The 15,059-nt window shown below is 61.0% G+C and carries 14 protein-coding genes; 2 read left to right on the plus strand and 12 right to left on the minus strand.

All coding sequences use genetic code 11. The features are described 5' to 3' along the window. From KO1_RS19140 to gspC, 12 genes are read right to left on the minus strand one after another with little or no spacing between them, the layout of a single operon-like run. On the minus strand, positions 1 to 759 hold the full coding sequence (locus KO1_RS19140) for a type II secretion system protein N (protein WP_024273737.1): 759 nt from the start codon (positions 757 to 759) through the stop codon (positions 1 to 3). After that, positions 749 to 1,234 (minus strand): type II secretion system protein M, encoded by a 486-nt coding sequence (locus tag KO1_RS19145; protein ID WP_024273738.1) that lies wholly within the window; start codon positions 1,232 to 1,234, stop codon positions 749 to 751. The genes KO1_RS19140 and KO1_RS19145 overlap by 11 nt, the downstream gene beginning before the upstream one ends. Then, positions 1,227 to 2,423: a type II secretion system protein GspL gene (gene gspL / locus KO1_RS19150; protein WP_064407083.1), complete on the minus strand. Its 1,197-nt coding sequence runs from the start codon at positions 2,421 to 2,423 to the stop codon at positions 1,227 to 1,229. The genes KO1_RS19145 and gspL overlap by 8 nt, the downstream gene beginning before the upstream one ends. Beyond that, a complete protein-coding gene (gspK, locus tag KO1_RS19155) occupies positions 2,416 to 3,396 on the minus strand; it encodes a type II secretion system minor pseudopilin GspK (protein WP_064407084.1) in 981 nt (326 codons plus the stop codon). The genes gspL and gspK overlap by 8 nt, the downstream gene beginning before the upstream one ends. Further along, positions 3,393 to 3,989 (minus strand): type II secretion system minor pseudopilin GspJ, encoded by a 597-nt coding sequence (gene gspJ / locus KO1_RS19160; protein ID WP_064407085.1) that lies wholly within the window; start codon positions 3,987 to 3,989, stop codon positions 3,393 to 3,395. The genes gspK and gspJ overlap by 4 nt, the downstream gene beginning before the upstream one ends. Beyond that, on the minus strand, positions 3,986 to 4,351 hold the full coding sequence (gene gspI / locus KO1_RS19165) for a type II secretion system minor pseudopilin GspI (RefSeq protein WP_004110668.1): 366 nt from the start codon (positions 4,349 to 4,351) through the stop codon (positions 3,986 to 3,988). The genes gspJ and gspI overlap by 4 nt, the downstream gene beginning before the upstream one ends. After that, positions 4,348 to 4,860: a type II secretion system minor pseudopilin GspH gene (gene gspH / locus KO1_RS19170; RefSeq protein WP_023329261.1), complete on the minus strand. Its 513-nt coding sequence runs from the start codon at positions 4,858 to 4,860 to the stop codon at positions 4,348 to 4,350. The genes gspI and gspH overlap by 4 nt, the downstream gene beginning before the upstream one ends. Beyond that, a complete protein-coding gene (gene gspG / locus KO1_RS19175; RefSeq protein ID WP_004110681.1) occupies positions 4,860 to 5,282 on the minus strand; it encodes a type II secretion system major pseudopilin GspG in 423 nt (140 codons plus the stop codon). The genes gspH and gspG overlap by 1 nt, the downstream gene beginning before the upstream one ends. A 20-nt stretch (positions 5,283 to 5,302) precedes the next feature. Next, on the minus strand, positions 5,303 to 6,505 hold the full coding sequence (gene gspF / locus KO1_RS19180) for a type II secretion system inner membrane protein GspF (RefSeq protein WP_064407086.1): 1,203 nt from the start codon (positions 6,503 to 6,505) through the stop codon (positions 5,303 to 5,305). A 1-nt stretch (position 6,506) separates the two neighbouring features. Beyond that, positions 6,507 to 8,000, minus strand: coding sequence for a type II secretion system ATPase GspE (gene gspE, locus KO1_RS19185; RefSeq protein ID WP_024273741.1), 1,494 nt, complete (start codon positions 7,998 to 8,000; stop codon positions 6,507 to 6,509). Continuing rightward, positions 7,997 to 9,979, minus strand: coding sequence for a GspD family T2SS secretin variant PulD (gene pulD / locus KO1_RS19190; RefSeq protein ID WP_004107980.1), 1,983 nt, complete (start codon positions 9,977 to 9,979; stop codon positions 7,997 to 7,999). The genes gspE and pulD overlap by 4 nt, the downstream gene beginning before the upstream one ends. Then, positions 9,980 to 10,819: a type II secretion system protein GspC gene (gene gspC / locus KO1_RS19195; RefSeq protein ID WP_024273742.1), complete on the minus strand. Its 840-nt coding sequence runs from the start codon at positions 10,817 to 10,819 to the stop codon at positions 9,980 to 9,982. A 353-nt stretch (positions 10,820 to 11,172) separates the two neighbouring features. Here gspC and pulA point away from each other — a divergent pair, with 353 nt between their 5' ends. Then, positions 11,173 to 14,445: a pullulanase-type alpha-1,6-glucosidase gene (gene pulA, locus KO1_RS19200; protein ID WP_024273743.1), complete on the plus strand. Its 3,273-nt coding sequence runs from the start codon at positions 11,173 to 11,175 to the stop codon at positions 14,443 to 14,445. Positions 14,446 to 14,516: 71 nt separating this feature from the next. Continuing rightward, positions 14,517 to 15,041, plus strand: coding sequence for a type II secretion system assembly factor GspB (gene gspB / locus KO1_RS19205; RefSeq protein ID WP_004110694.1), 525 nt, complete (start codon positions 14,517 to 14,519; stop codon positions 15,039 to 15,041). Positions 15,042 to 15,059: the final 18 nt, after the last annotated feature.

Below are 15,059 nucleotides of genomic sequence, written 5' to 3' on the forward strand. Positions count from 1 at the left end.
CTATTTTTTCTCCTCGGATAGCCACTGTCCCTGCCACTGCCACGGCGTGCGCCCCTGCTTATCTTTACGGCCGGTTTGCGCTACCAGCAGCGTCAGCAGCGCTGGAGCCGCCTGACGGGTTTGCAGCATGCCGTTAAACGTATAGCGCCCGTCGGGCGTCAGAATGCCCTGTCCGGTGAGGCTAAGCTGATGGGAATCCTGGGTCAGGGCGATAGCCAGCGCGCCCGCCGGGGTGCAGCTGAGTTTGCCGTTGACCTGGGCCAGTTCGAGCGAACCGGCGGGGGAGGTGAGCGCCGCATCCTGCCACTGCACGGCGCCCGCGCTTATCTGTCGGCAGCCGCCAGCGTTAAAACGGGCTTCCGGTAGCGTCAGCATCACCTGGCCACGGGCTTCCAGCGGTATCCCGAGCGCCAGCTGCTGGCCGATCGTCCGGGCCGGAATCACGAGTCGGCCTTCGCGCACCACAAACTCGTTCAGGCCGTGCAGCCAGGCCTGGCCGCGCAGGCCGGAGGGGGCGCTAAACGCGATATGCCAGCCGGGAAGCCACGACGAAAAGCCAAACTCCCAGCGTAAATGGACGATGTCAAAACCGCGCCAGCTGGCCTGACGGGCTTCTCCTTGCCACAGGGTGCCCGTGGTTTCGCCGAGCCGCGCGCCTTCCGGCAGCGCCAGGGCCAGCAGTCTCGCCGGCGCGCTAAGCAGCAGCCAGAAGAGATAGACCGCCGCCAGCAGCAGGCCGATAGTGATTTTATTTTTCATCGCTGCGCTCCAGCACCAGCGTAGTGACGGTGACCCGGCCGGGCTGCTGCGCCACGGCGGCCACCGTCAGCGTAACGGTGGTCATCCCCGCCTGCCCCAGCGCGTCGAGCCATGCCATCAGCGCCTGAAAATCGGCGGGCTGCACGCTAAGGCTCAGGCGAGCTCCCTGCGGCTGCAGGCGAACGATGGCGATCCCGTGGCGGGCGGCTTCGCGCATAATCACCGTTGATGGCTCTTGCGGCGCGGCAGGCGATTTCTGCTGGCGAAGCTGCTGCAGAAGGGGAGTCTGCTGGCGCATCCACTGCAGACTGGCCTGCTCCCGGGTCAGCGTTTGCCGCCACTGCGTCTCGCGACTTTGCCAGGGCTGCCATAAAGCGTAATAGACCAGGCCGATAATCAGCATCACGCCCATGCCCAGCAGCAGATGCCGTTCGCGGCGCGTACGCTGTTGCCATAAGGTCATCAGGTTATGCATCGTTATCCTCCAGCGTCAGACGCTCTTCAATACCGTCTGCGTGCGGTTTCATTTCCCCGCTCTGCACGCGGAAGCCGGCCCGCGCCCGCTGGCTGAACTGCTCCAGAGCCTGCGATGAGACGGCGGATATCTCCAGCTGCAGCGCGTTGCGCCCGGCATCATAGCTCAGGGTTCGCAGGCGGATGCCCGGCGTTTCAGCAATGATTTGCTGCAGAGCGCCGAGCCGCGAGATGAGCGCCGGCCGGGCGCTTGCGCTTGCCAGCCGACGCAGATGCTGCTGCATTTGCAGACGTGGATTGACGAGGTTTTTCTCGCTTTTGAACCACTGGCGGTAAAAGTCACGGCTGGCCTGTACCGCGGCGTCGGCCTGGCGCGCCAGCGCGAGATGGTCGTGGAGGCGATTCCCGCTCCACAGCAGCAGTAGCGCCAGCGCAGCGGCGAGAGCCGGGCGCCAGCGTCGGGGCGTCGGCGCCCGGCGGCGTTCAGGGGCAAAATCGCCCTGGCATAAGCAGATTTTACGCGCCTGCGGGTTGCTCGCCGCCAGCTCCAGCAAATCCTGCGTCGGCAGAGGTTGCCATGGCGCGGCAATATCCGGCGGCGGCGAGTAGCAGGCGATGGGCGCGAGGTCAGTCCAGTGAACCAGCAGTTCGCCGAGCCATGAGGTTTCGACCGCCATACCGCTCTCCGAATCGTGGCGAAACAGCCACTGCTCGCCGCAGCGTACGGCGCTCCAGCCGGTTGGGTTGTGCGGCAGGGTTAGGGCATCCGGCGTCAGTGCCAGCACGTTGAGTCCGAGTTGTTCGCACCAGGCCTGCCAGGCGCGCATCTTCTCCCGCCCGACCACCGCCACGGCACAATCGCTTTTATCCCGGTGGAGCAGGGCAAAATGGCTCTCCTCGACCTCTGTTGCCAGCTGTTCTTCGAGTAAAAACGCCAGGGCCTGCTGCGCATTTCGGCGCACGCCGGCGGGCAGAGTAACGCGATGAAACGCGCAGTCGCTGGCGGGCACCAGCACCCAGGCCGGATAATGTTGCGCCAGCAGGTTGAGCGTCGGATCGCCAGCGTCAGGATGCCATTCTCCGCTCTGCGCCTCGTCGCCCGGCGCGGCCAGCCGCCATATCGCCGTCGCGGCATCGGGATTGAGGCGAATAATCAGCACGGTGGCGGAAGAGGTATGGTGGTTATTCATCGGCTACCCAATAGATTCCATAGCGCCGCTGGACGACGCCGAAGGTTCGCCCCTGCTTTTGCAGGAGGCTACGTTGCTGATAGCGGGCGCTGCCCATCACTACGCTGAAGGTGGCGATAAAACGCTCGCTGCGCACCGTCAGCCACGGACGCGCGGCGGCGGTATCGGTTTTTTGTAGTATCGGCTGCGACAGGAAAGCGGCGACGCTGCTCCAGCCAGTGGCCGCGCGCGCCTGCAGCAGCTGCCGGGCTTCGGCAAGGGTGAGTTCAGCCGGGAAGAGCGCCGACAGTAGCGCGGCCTGAGCGGGCTGCAGGGTATTGACGTTCACCTGCAGCGCATCGTCCGGAGGCGCGCAGACGTAGGGCAGCAGACGCTGATAGAGCGTCGCGTCCATCCCGGCCAGCAGGCGCAGTTCGCTGATATCCTGCAGCGGCTGATTGCCGCTCAGATAGCCGGGGGATTGCGCCATATAGACTTCATCTTCCGCGCCGTTCAGCAGCGGCTGGCGATCGCTGTCCACCCAGTCGCGCAGGGCGGCGGTCAGCTGTAAGGCGCGCAGCGGCTCGCTGCCGAGGTTCTCCAGCAGTCGGGTAAAAACCTGTGCGGGATAAGGGATTTCAACGCTTTCGTCGCCGCTGAGCTGGTTAATGGCGTTGAGGTTGAAGCAGGCCTGAGCGTCGGTAATCGTGGCGTAGATCTCGCCGTCATTGAGCGTAAAACGTCGCCCCTGCTGGGCCCAGTTCTGCGCCAGATGGGTTTGGTTCGGCGAGTCGAGCGCGTCGCGTTGTAGCAACGCCGCCGCCAGGGTTTCCGCCCCCAGCGCGTACCATTTGGCCTGCAGGTTATCGAGGGTCGTCGCGGTTTGCTGATACATCCGCGCGCTGCGCTCGGTCATGGCGCTCGCCAGCACCATCATCAGAGCGAGGATCAGCAGCACCATAAGCAGGGCGACGCCGCGCTGGCGGGTATTCATTGGCTGCCTCCCGGCGTAAGCAGAAACAGCCTTCGGATCTCGCCGTATGGCTCCAGCGTCAGGGTGACCTCCAGCCCCTGGGGCAACGTCTGCGGCTGCTGCCATTCATCCAGCCAGCGGCCGCTGGCGTAAAAGCGCAGACGAAACGCCTGCACGTTGCGCTGCATAACGGTCACCGTAGGCAGACTACCTGGCAGCGGGTCCTGCTGGTCGTAGCTCAGGCGCTCCAGGTGGCTGCCGCGCAGGCGGTAGCTGACGTTCTGAATTTCCGAACGCGGCAGAAGCCCCAGAGGGTTGGGCCAACCGTTGCGGCTAAAAGCGATCGCCCAGTCGTCGCTGCCGAGCTGAAAGCGTCCGGCAAAAAACAGGCTCGCGCTGTCGCGGCTGCGGCGGGGAATGATTTGGCTAAAGTCCGCCGCCATCTGGCTGAACGTTTGCTGCAGCGTCTGGATGCGCTCGCCTTTATCGCGGGTGAGCGTATCGGCGCGCATCACATTTTGCAGCACCGTGACCGCAGCGACGCTGAGCGCGGCGAGGATGGCCAACGCCAGCAGCATTTCAACGAGGGTAAATCCGCGAGCTCGCTGGATCATGGCGGCGTCACGTAGGTGCGCAGCGAAGAGACGGGCATCTTTTCGCTTTTGGCATGGCGGACCTCGACGTCCAGCGCCCGCAGCTGCGGGAGGTCGGTTTCCACGCCCTGCCAGCGAATGTGCCAGCTGACGCCCGCCGTCTGCACCGTGGTTTCCGACCAGCTCAGCGCGGGCCAGCGATTTTCCAGCCGTAGCTGCACCAGCTGATTATCCGCCAGCCAGCCGGCCAGAATTTTCTCCTCCATTCGCCCCAGCTGGCGGGTTTGCTGGAGCGTGGCCTGCACCACCGCCAGCCCGGCAAGGGCGAAGACCACCAGCGCGACCATCACTTCTATTAGCGTCATGCCGGCCTGCTTTTTCATGGCGCCTCCTGCGGTTGAGGCTGGCTTTCGCCGCGCGCATTAAACGCGATACCCGTGGCTTCGCCGACGGTCAGCCGAAAGGGGGTCATCTCCCCGCCGGGAAAGATCAGCACATCGGGGTTGTCGCCCGGCGTCCAGGCCTCGCCCTGCGGAAAAGCGAGGCGTAGCTTGTCCCCGACGACGCTGCCCGAAGTGGCGACGCGTCCGGCGCTTAGCGGCAGCCAACGATAGCCGTTCCAGTCGTTGCCGACAGAGGGGGGCTCATGGCTTTCGCGGGCTTGCAGGACCAGAAACTGCCATCTATCGGGATGCACCGAGACGCCAAAAAACTGACCGGTTTGTAGACCTCGCTGCTGGACAAAGCGCAGCTGCGCCTCAAAGCGCGCCAGGGTCTGCGCCGCGCTATCATCGCGCGAGGAGGGGAAGGCCAGCAGCACCATGCCTGCGCTGACCCCCATCAGCAGCAAAATGAGCATCATCTCCAGCAACGTAAAGCCGCGCTGTCGCACTATTTTTTCCCAATCGTCCAGTTGCCGATATCGTCATTGCTCTCCGGCACGCCGTCCGGCCCGAGGCTGAAAATATCGACCTGTCCATGCTGGCCGGGGCTTAGCAGCTGGTAATCGTTGCCCCAGGGATCCTGCGGCAGACGGCGGATATAGCCGCCTTCGGGATAGTTGCGCGCGTGCGGCTCGGCCGATGGCGCGCTGACCAGCGCCTGCAGCCCCTGCTCGGTGGTGGGATAGCGGCTGTTGTCCAGTTTGTACATGTCCAGCGCTCCCTCGAGCGCCACAAGATCGCTGACCACTTTTTGCCGATCGGCCTTTTCTTTGTTGCCCATCAGATTGGGCACCACGAGGCTGGCGAGTACGCCGAGGATAACAATCACCACCATGATTTCCAGTAAGGTGAAGCCGCGCTGTCGTTGCATATTTTTCTCCATTAGAACAATTACATACTCATCAGGGTATTGAGTTGCAGTATCGGTTGCAGAATGGCGAGGACGATAAACAGCACCATGCCGGCCATCGCCACTACCAGCAGGGGTTCAAACAGGCTGAGGGCCAGCTGAATTTGCGCGCTCAGATCCCGGTCCTGGTTATCTGCCGCGCGCGCCAGCATGTCGTTGAGCTCGCCGCTCTGTTCGCCGCTGGCGACCATATAGCGCATCATCGGCGGGAAAAGCTGGGTCATTTCGAGCGCGCGATGCAGGCTGACGCCTTCGCGTACCGCGTCGCTGGCGGCTTCGAGCTGGCGCTTAGCCCAGGCGTTGCTTAATACTTCCGTGCTGATGCGCATCGCCAGCAGCAGCGGAACGGCGCTGGCGTTGAGAATGCTCAGGGTACGGGCGTAGCGGGCGCTGTTAACGCTGCGCGCGACCCGGCCAATCAACGGCAGGCGCAGCAGCAGTCTGTGCCAGGCCAGCCGCTTTGCCGGCTGCCGCAGCAGGTAGCGCAGCAGCAGAGCCATGAGCATGGCGGCGAGCAGCAGCCACGGACCGGCGGCGCGCAGCATATCGCTCATCGCCATCAGCAGACGGGTAGAAAACGGCAGCGCCTGCTTAAGGTGGATAAACTGCCCGACAACCTTCGGCACCACCGTCGACAGCAGAATGACGATCACGCTGACCGCCACCAGGGTTAGCACGATGGGGTAAATCATCGCCTGCAGCAGCCGGGCGCGCAGCTGCTGGCGCTGTTCGGTATAGTCCGCCAGCCGGTTCAGTACGCCATCAAGATGGCCGGAAGCTTCGCCGGCGGCGACCATCGCGCAGTAGAGCGCGTCGAAGCAGCCAGGGTAGCCGCGCATCGCTTCCGCCAGCGCGTGGCCTTCCAGCACTTTGCCGCGCACGCCGGCAATCAGGGTTTTCAGCTGCGGTTTCTCACACTGCTGGGCCACCGCGTCGAGCGCTTTTTCCAGCGGGATGGCGGCGGCGACCAGCGTCGCCAGCTGGCGGGTGACGAGGGCGAGATCGCGGGCGTTAGTCCGGCGGATAAAGCGCGGTTGCCCGCCGCCGGCAGCCGGGGCAATATCCAGGGCCAGCCAGTTCTTATCCCGCAGCAGCTGGCGCGCGTGGCGGGCGGAGTCCGCCTGCTGGATGCCGCGCCGGGTTTTACCCTTTTCATCAACAGCCTGATAGCGAAAAAGCGCCATGTCAGGAGGCCTCCGCGATCTGCTGTTCGGTGACCCGCAGGACCTCTTGCCAGCTGGTGATCCCCGCCAGCGCCTTTTCCCGCCCGGCATGGCGTAGGGTGACATAGTCCGTTCCCAGCTGTTGGATCAGCGTCACCTCGTTTTCGCCGCGGTGGATAGCCATGCGCACGCGATCGTCCACCAGCAATAGTTCGTGAATGCCGGTACGTCCGCGATAGCCGGTAAAACCGCACTCGGCGCAGCCCCGGGGCTGCCAGAGCGCCGTGCCGGGGGCGATCTCCATCTGGCGGGCGGTATCGGCATTGGCCGGCTCCTGCTGGCGACAGTGCGGGCAGAGCCGTCGCACCAGCCGCTGCGACATCACCGCCAGCAGCGAGGTGGAGAGCAGAAAAGGCTCGACGCCCATATCCTGCAGGCGCGAGATGGCGCCCAGCGCGCTATTGGTATGCAGCGTTGAGAGCACCAGATGGCCGGTTAGCGAGGCCTGAACGGCGATTTGCGCCGTTTCGCCGTCGCGGATTTCGCCCACCAGCACCACGTCAGGGTCCTGGCGCAAAATGGCGCGCAGCCCGCGGGCAAAGGTCATATCGACTTTCGCGTTAACCTGAGTCTGACCGATGCCCTCCAGCTCATATTCGATAGGATCTTCAATGGTCATGATGTTGCGCTCGCGGGCATCGAGGCGGCTTAGCGCGGCGTAGAGGGTGGTGCTTTTTCCCGAGCCGGTCGGCCCGGTCACCAGCACGATGCCGTGCGGGCGGGCGATCAGTCCATCTACCTGCTGGAGCAGCGCGGGCGGCATCCCGAGGGTCAGCAGGTCGAGATTAACGCTGTTTTTATCGAGCAGACGCAGCACCACGCGTTCGCCGTAGCTCGACGGCAGGGTGGAGACGCGGACATCGACGGCGCGTCCGCCAATACGCAGCGCCATGCGCCCATCCTGAGGAATGCGTTTTTCGGCGATATCAAGGCTCGCCATCACCTTAATGCGCGAGATCAGCAGCGCGGCGAGGCGGCGCTGGGGGCGCAGGATTTCGCGCAGTACGCCGTCGACGCGAAAGCGAATTTGCAGGTGGCGTTCATAGGTTTCGATATGAATATCCGACGCTTTCTCTTTGATAGCCTCGGTGAGCATGGCGTTAATCAGGCGGATAATCGGCGCGTCGTCTTCGCTATCCAGAAGATCGTCGGTGTCCGGCAGCTCTTCGGCAAGGGTGTACAGATCCAGCTCGTTGCCGATATCCGCCATCATGCGCCGCGCCTCGGCGGAGTCGCGCTGATAGCTCAGCACCAGCAGCTTTTCGAACGCCTCTGCTTCCAGTCGTTCCAGGCTGAACGGCATCCCGGCCATACGGCGAGCTTCCAGCAGCGCCTGCGGCGCGGTGGCGGCAAGGCAGAAAACCTCGCAGCTTGCGCCGTTGCTCAGGAGCATCACGTTGTGCGCGCGGGCGTAGCTGAAGGGGAGCAGCGGACGTCGTTCAGCGGCGGGCATCATAGATTGCCTCCCAGATTGAACGCGTCGATGGCGGCGCTGACCTGGCGGAACGCGGCGGTATCCTGGCGCGGGTAGATCTCCAGCAGATCGTTACTCAGCATCGCGTCGTTGTTCTCTTTGCCGCGCTGTTTGCTCTGGGCGTCGTTAAACGCGGTGTACTGCCCGGATGAAGCCTGACGGTACTCGTCTCGGTCGCGGATCACCGTTGGACGAATGAACAGCATCAGGTTGCGCTTGGAGACCTTTTTGCTGGTGGAGCGGAACAGCGCGCCAATCACCGGGATATCGCCGAGCAGAGGGACTTTATCGGCGGTGTCGGAGACGCTTTTATCCAGCAGGCCGCCGACGACCACCGTTTCGCCGCTGCCGACCAGTACGGCGTTATTCACCGTACGGGTATTGAAGGTCGCGCCGAGATCCGAACTGGTGCTGGAGGCGGCATCCGCCACGCTCGAAACCTCCTGTTCGATCTCCAGCAGGACCGAATCGCCTTCGTTAATTTGCGGCTTTACCTTCAGCTTGATGCCGACGGTTTTACGCTCGACGGTATTGAAGATGTTATCGCCGGAGGTGGTTTGCGAGCCGGTCAGCACCGGGACTTCCTGGCCGACGTTAAAGGTGGCCTCCATGTTGTCGAGGGTGACAATGCTCGGCGTGGCGAGAATATCGTTCTTGGTGCTGCTTGAGAGTGCGGTGAGCAGCATTGCCCAGTTGCCCTGGTAGAAGCCGGCGGCAATGCCGTTGAAGGAGCTAAGGGCGCTGGCCAGGGAGCTGCTGACGGTGCCGTCTTTGTTGTACTGGTTGGCCCCGGCGATGGCCGTAGATATTGGCAGACCGCTGTTGGTGAACTGGGTCATCCCGGCGTTTTTATTGGCCCACTGGATGCCGAGGTTAAGACCGTCAGCGTCCTGCACTTCGGCGATGATCGCCTCCACCAGCACCTGTGGACGGCGGATATCCAACTGATCGATTACCCGTTCAAGATCGTTCATCACGTCAGGGGCGGCGGTGACAATCAGGGCGTTGGTCTGTCCGTGCGCTTTGATAATAATATTTTTATCCAGCGCCGCCACCGGCTTCGCGGCCTGCTTTTCGCTCTGCATCGTGCTGCTGATGCCAGTCAGCACTTCGACCAGGTCGGCGGCTTTGGCGTATTTCAGATAGATCACTTTGGTGTTGCCCTGCGTCGCCTGCTGGCGGTCGAGCTGCTTAATCATGGCGACGATCCGCTGGCGAGAGTTGGGCTCGCCGCTGACCAGCACCGCGTTGGTGCGCTCGTCGGCCACCACGTTGGCGACCATCGAGCCGGGCAGGGCCGATTTGCTGGTATCTTTGTTGAGTTCAGTCACCAGCTTGACCACATCGGCGGCGGAGGCCCATGAGAGGGGAACGGTCACCACGCTGCGGTCTCCGGCGTTATCGACGCGTTCGACGATGGTCAACAGACGCTTGATCACCGCCGCGCGGCCGGTCATCAGCAGGACGTTGGAGGGTTCATAGTGCACCACGCTGCCCGCGCCGGCGTTATCGTTAAGCTGGCGCAGCAGCGGCGCCAGATCGCGGGCGGCGACGTTAGTCAGCGGCACGACGCGGGTGACGACCTCATCGCCAGTACCCGGTGCGGCATCGCTCGCCACCGGCACCGCGGCGGTTTTCGCATCCTTCGAACGAACGACTTTCAGGACGCCGTTATTCATATTAATCACCGCGAAGCCATAGACATCGAGGACGCTGAGGAAAAATTGATAATATTGCTCTTCGTTGAGCATATCGTAGCTACGTACGGTAATGGTGCCGCGTACGCTGGGATCGATAATGACCGTTTTATTCAGGTTTTTACTGACCGTATTGATAAATTCCTGAATATCGGTGCCCTTAAAGCTGGCGGAAAACTCTTCCGCCGCGGCCGGTTTGAATATCAGCGCGGCGAATATCAGCAGCGTCAGGAAAAATGGGCGGGTAACGTTGGTGATGATCAATTATTCATCCCTCAGATCTAGAGAAATATCTTGTTTCTGGCCGTCGCGTTCAACGGTAAGGGTTATTTCGGTTAATTCCGGTAGCTGAGCTAATGCCTGGCGAGACTGTTCTTTATCGCGGAGATCCAGGCCGTTCAGGGCAATCGCCAGATCGTTTTCCTTGAGACCCGCCTGGCGAAATAACGCCGGTTTTTTTCCCGCATTCAGGCGATATCCGCTGAGCTTGTCGTTGACCATGACCGGCGAAATATTGAGGTAATGAAGAATATTTTGCGGCTGCGCGCGGAGCTCCTGCGCCAATTGGCCGGCTGGCGGCGCGGCGCTATTTTTGCCGGCGGCGGGCGGGTCGTTAAACAGCGGGATAGCCTCATTTGTGCCGCGGTAATTAACAATCAGGCGGTCGGGGAAAATGGCGACAATTTTCGCCTCTCCGCCCGGCGTATTATCGCCAATCCCGAGGCTAACCTGTTGATTCCCCTGCATCATGATAGCAATGGCGCGAGAGGGATCGGTACTGGCGACCAGGCCGGTTACGCGCAGTTTGAGCGCCGAAACGGGCGCCTGCTCGAGGTTGTCGCCGTTTGCGGAGGAGGGCGTTTTCTCCGCCACGCCAAATAGCGTAAAGCGCGGCAGCGCCGTTTCCGGGGAGGGCGCGGCGGGCACCGTCGTATCGGCAGAGTTTAATGCGTTATCCGTAAAGTTTACCGGGAGAATTATTTTCCAGGTTAATTGGGCGAGCTGCTGGCAGATAAAAAATAATATGATGAACGTCACAATATGAGGCACGTAATTAATTATTTTTTTATTTGATATTGTTAATCTCATCACGGAATTAGGCATTTTTATTCCTTTGCTCATTCTATTTCCCTCAGTAAAAGGTACCGCCCTACCGATATTGGTGGGGGTTTTTTTTATGGTGAGCGTGCTTATTGCGGGAATCTGCGTAGGTCGCTGCGAATGATAAAGAGTTTGGCTATTGCGGTCGTCATTCCCTTTTTATTTTTTCTCCTCCGGCCGCCTACGCCCCCACACAATGAGCGAGCGGATGATTGAACCGGAGAGAGCAAGAATATCTAATTATCGACGCTTTAAAGATATGCTCGTTATTTTTTTATGGTGCTTAAATGCGCCAGGAATAGTTTCGTGTATATATCACTTCATATAATTTAATCAGCATGTATAGGGACTATCGAATGCTCAGATATACCCGTAATGCCCTGGTTCTGGGATCGCTGGTTTTACTTAGCGGCTGCGATAACGGATCCTCTTCTTCTTCCTCTGGAAATCCCGACACTCCTGGTAATCAGGATGTGGTTGTACGTTTACCTGACGTTGCCGTACCCGGCGAAGCGGCCACGGCGGCAGAAAACCAGGCGGTCATCCACCTGGTGGATATTGCCGGCATTACCAGCAACAGCGCGGCGGACTACAGCAGCAAAAACCTCTATCTGTGGAATAACGAAACCTGCGATGCGCTCAGCGCGCCGGTAGCGGACTGGAATGACGTCAGCACCACCCCGAGCGGCAGCGATAAATATGGCCCGTACTGGGTGATTCCGCTCAACAAAGAGAGCGGTTGTATCAACGTCATCGTTCGCGACGGCACCAATAAACTGATCGATAGCGATCTGCGGGTGGCGTTTGGCGACTTCACTGATCGTACGGTATCGGTGATCGCCGGTAACAGCGCGGTCTATGACTCCCGCGCTGACGCTTTCCGCGCCGCTTTTGGCGTCGCGCTGGCCGAAGCCCACTGGGTCGATAAAAATACGCTGCTGTGGCCGGGCGGACAGGACAAGCCCATTGTGCGCCTCTACTACAGCCACAGCAGTAAAGTGGCGGCGGATGGCGAAGGCAAATTTACCGACCGTTACCTGAAACTGACGCCGACTACGGTCAATCAGCAGGTCAGCATGCGTTTCCCGCATCTTTCCAGCTATGCGGCTTTTAAACTGCCGGACAATGCGAACGTTGACGAGCTGCTGCAGGGCGAAACGGTCGCCATTGCCGCCGCAGAGGACGGGATCCTGATTTCCGCCACCCAGGTGCAGACGGCGGGCGTCCTGGATGACACCTATGCCGAAGCGGCGGAAGCGCTGAGCTACGGCGCGCAGTTGACCGACGGCGGCGTCACCTTCCGCGTCTGGGCGCCGACTGCTCAGCAGGTGGATGTGGTGGTCTACAGCGCGGACAAAAAAGTGATTGGCAGCCATCCGATGACCCGCGACAGCGCTTCCGGCGCGTGGTCGTGGCAGGGGGGCAGCGATCTGAAAGGCGCGTTCTACCGCTATGCGATGACGGTTTATCACCCGCAGTCGCGCAAGGTTGAACAGTATGAAGTCACCGACCCGTATGCGCATAGCCTGTCGACCAACTCGGAGTACAGCCAGGTGGTCGATCTCAACGACAGCGCCCTGAAGCCTGACGGCTGGGATAGCCTGACGATGCCGCATGCCCAGAAGACAAAAGCGGATTTAGCGAAGATGACGATCCATGAATCGCATATTCGCGATCTCTCCGCCTGGGACCAGACCGTTCCGGCCGAACTGCGCGGTAAATATCTCGCGCTGACCGCCGGCGACAGCAATATGGTACAGCATCTGAAGAAGCTCTCCGCCTCAGGCGTCACGCACATCGAGCTGCTGCCGGTCTTCGATCTGGCGACGGTGAACGAGTTCAGTGACAAAGTCGCCGATATTCAGCAGCCGTTCAGCCGCCTGTGCGAAGTGAACAGCGCGGTGAAAAGCAGCGAGTTCGCCGGATACTGCGACAGCGGCTCCACCGTGGAGGAGGTGCTGAACCAGCTCAGGCAGAGCGATAGCCAGGATAATCCGCAGGTACAGGCGCTGAATACGCTGGTGGCGCAGACCGACTCCTATAACTGGGGCTACGATCCGTTCCACTACACGGTTCCGGAAGGATCCTACGCGACCGATCCGGAAGGCACGACGCGCATCAAAGAGTTCCGTACCATGATTCAGGCGATCAAGCAGGATCTTGGGATGAACGTGATCATGGACGTGGTATATAACCACACCAATGCCGCGGGTCCGACCGACCGCACGTCGGTGCTGGATAAGATAGTGCCCTGGTACTATCAGCGTCTGAATGAAACCACCGGCAGCGTTGAATCCGCCACCTGCTGTTCCGACTCTGCGCCGGAGCATCGGATGTTCGCCAGGCTGATTGCCGACTCGCTGGCGGTATGGACCAAGGATTATAAAATCGATGGTTTCCGCTTCGATCTGATGGGCTATCATCCGAAAGCTCAAATTCTCTCGGCGTGGGAGCGCATTAAAGCCCTGAATCCGGACATCTACTTCTTTGGTGAAGGCTGGGATTCAAACCAGAGCGACCGCTTTGAAATCGCCTCGCAGATCAATCTGAAAGGCACCGGTATCGGGACGTTCTCCGATCGTCTGCGCGACTCCGTGCGCGGCGGCGGCCCGTTTGATTCCGGCGATGCGCTGCGTCAAAACCAGGGCGTTGGCAGCGGCGCTGGCGTATTACCAAACGAGCTCACCAGCCTGAACGATGATCAGGTCCGTCATCTGGCCGATCTGACCCGTCTGGGGATGGCCGGTAACCTTGCTGACTTTGTGATGATCGACAAAGACGGCGCGGTGAAGAAAGGCAGCGAAATTGACTATAACGGCGCGCCTGGCGGCTATGCCGCAGATCCGACGGAAGTCGTCAACTATGTTTCGAAGCACGACAACCAGACGCTGTGGGATATGATCAGCTATAAAGCGTCCCAGGAAGCCGACCTGGCGACCCGCGTTCGCATGCAGGCCGTTTCGCTGGCGACGGTGATGCTCGGGCAGGGGATCGCTTTCGACCAGCAGGGTTCTGAACTGCTGCGCTCGAAATCCTTTACCCGCGACTCCTACGACTCCGGCGACTGGTTTAACCGTGTGGATTATTCCCTGCAGGACAATAACTACAACGTTGGTATGCCGCGCATCAGCGATGACGGCAGTAACTATGACGTGATTTCGCGCGTCAAAGATATGGTTGCCGCTCCGGGCGAAGCGGAGCTGAAGCAGATGACCGCCTTCTACCAGGAGCTGACCGAGCTGCGTAAATCCTCGCCGCTGTTCACCTTAGGTGAGGGCAGCGCGGTGATGAAGCGCGTTGATTTCCGTAATACCGGTTCAGACCAGCAGGCCGGTCTGCTGATTATGACCGTGGATGACGGGGTGAAAGCGGGCGCCAGTCTGGATAGCCGTCTTGACGGCCTGGTGGTGGCGATCAACGCTGCGCCGGAAAGCCGTACGCTGAATGAGTTTGCCGGTGAGACGCTGCAACTGAGCGCGATCCAGCAGGCGGCGGGCGAAAATTCGCTGGCTCACGGCGTGCAGATTGCCGCAGACGGCACGGTCACCCTGCCGGCATGGTCGGTGGCGGTGCTGGAAATGCCGCAGGGCGATGCTCAGGGCGCGGGGCTGCCGGTCAGCAGCAAGTAAGACCTTAACCTCCCGGCCCGCGGCGTACAAACCGCGGGCCGGGATGGCGTGTCCTGATTAAGGAGAAATCCGTGCTTGTTCGTGAGCAAGAACCGTACCCGCCGTCCAGTCCCCCGGCGGGGGGCGGGAAAATGGTGCAAATCCCCTACGTGACCGTACCGCTGTATGCCGCGCTGCTGATTGCGCTCGGCTGGTTTGGCGGCGAGCAGTGGCGGAATAAACCCGTCCCGCAGCCGATAACGCAGCCGGTAGCCCATGCGGCGTTAGTGCCGCTGAATCAACCGGCGGTCAAAACTGCCGTCAAGCCGGTTAAAGCCGGGCCAGAAACGCAGGCCGTTGCGGAGGCGCCGATCGATGAAGATCATCTGCCGCCTCTGCGCTACAGCGCGCACGTCTACGCCACCCTGGCGGAGAAACGCAGCATTGTATTAAACGGACAATCCTGGAAGGAGGGCGACTCGCCGCTGGCGAATCTGGTTATCGAGCAGATCCAGCAGGATCTCACCGTCTTTAGCTTTAACGGTAAAACGTTTACCCTCGCGGCGCTGGATGACTGGCCGGGCGGGACGATTGAGGAGAGTCCGCAGGGAGAATAAAAATAGCGCGAGCGGAAT

This window comes from Klebsiella oxytoca NBRC 105695 (assembly GCF_001598695.1).
Taxonomy (GTDB): Bacteria; Pseudomonadota; Gammaproteobacteria; order Enterobacterales; family Enterobacteriaceae; genus Klebsiella; species Klebsiella oxytoca.

Coding starts and splice junctions, on each gene's coding strand:
- KO1_RS19140 (WP_024273737.1), bottom strand. CDS start 759: ATGAAAAATAAAATCACTATCGGCCTGCTGCTGGCGGCGGTCTATCTC.
- KO1_RS19145 (WP_024273738.1), bottom strand. CDS start 1,234: ATGCATAACCTGATGACCTTATGGCAACAGCGTACGCGCCGCGAACGG.
- gspF (WP_064407086.1), bottom strand. CDS start 6,505: ATGGCGCTTTTTCGCTATCAGGCTGTTGATGAAAAGGGTAAAACCCGG.
- gspJ (WP_064407085.1), bottom strand. CDS start 3,989: ATGATCCAGCGAGCTCGCGGATTTACCCTCGTTGAAATGCTGCTGGCG.
- pulA (WP_024273743.1), top strand. CDS start 11,173: ATGCTCAGATATACCCGTAATGCCCTGGTTCTGGGATCGCTGGTTTTA.
- gspI (WP_004110668.1), bottom strand. CDS start 4,351: ATGAAAAAGCAGGCCGGCATGACGCTAATAGAAGTGATGGTCGCGCTG.
- gspK (WP_064407084.1), bottom strand. CDS start 3,396: ATGAATACCCGCCAGCGCGGCGTCGCCCTGCTTATGGTGCTGCTGATC.
- gspC (WP_024273742.1), bottom strand. CDS start 10,819: ATGCCTAATTCCGTGATGAGATTAACAATATCAAATAAAAAAATAATT.
- gspG (WP_004110681.1), bottom strand. CDS start 5,282: ATGCAACGACAGCGCGGCTTCACCTTACTGGAAATCATGGTGGTGATT.
- gspE (WP_024273741.1), bottom strand. CDS start 8,000: ATGATGCCCGCCGCTGAACGACGTCCGCTGCTCCCCTTCAGCTACGCC.
- gspL (WP_064407083.1), bottom strand. CDS start 2,423: ATGAATAACCACCATACCTCTTCCGCCACCGTGCTGATTATTCGCCTC.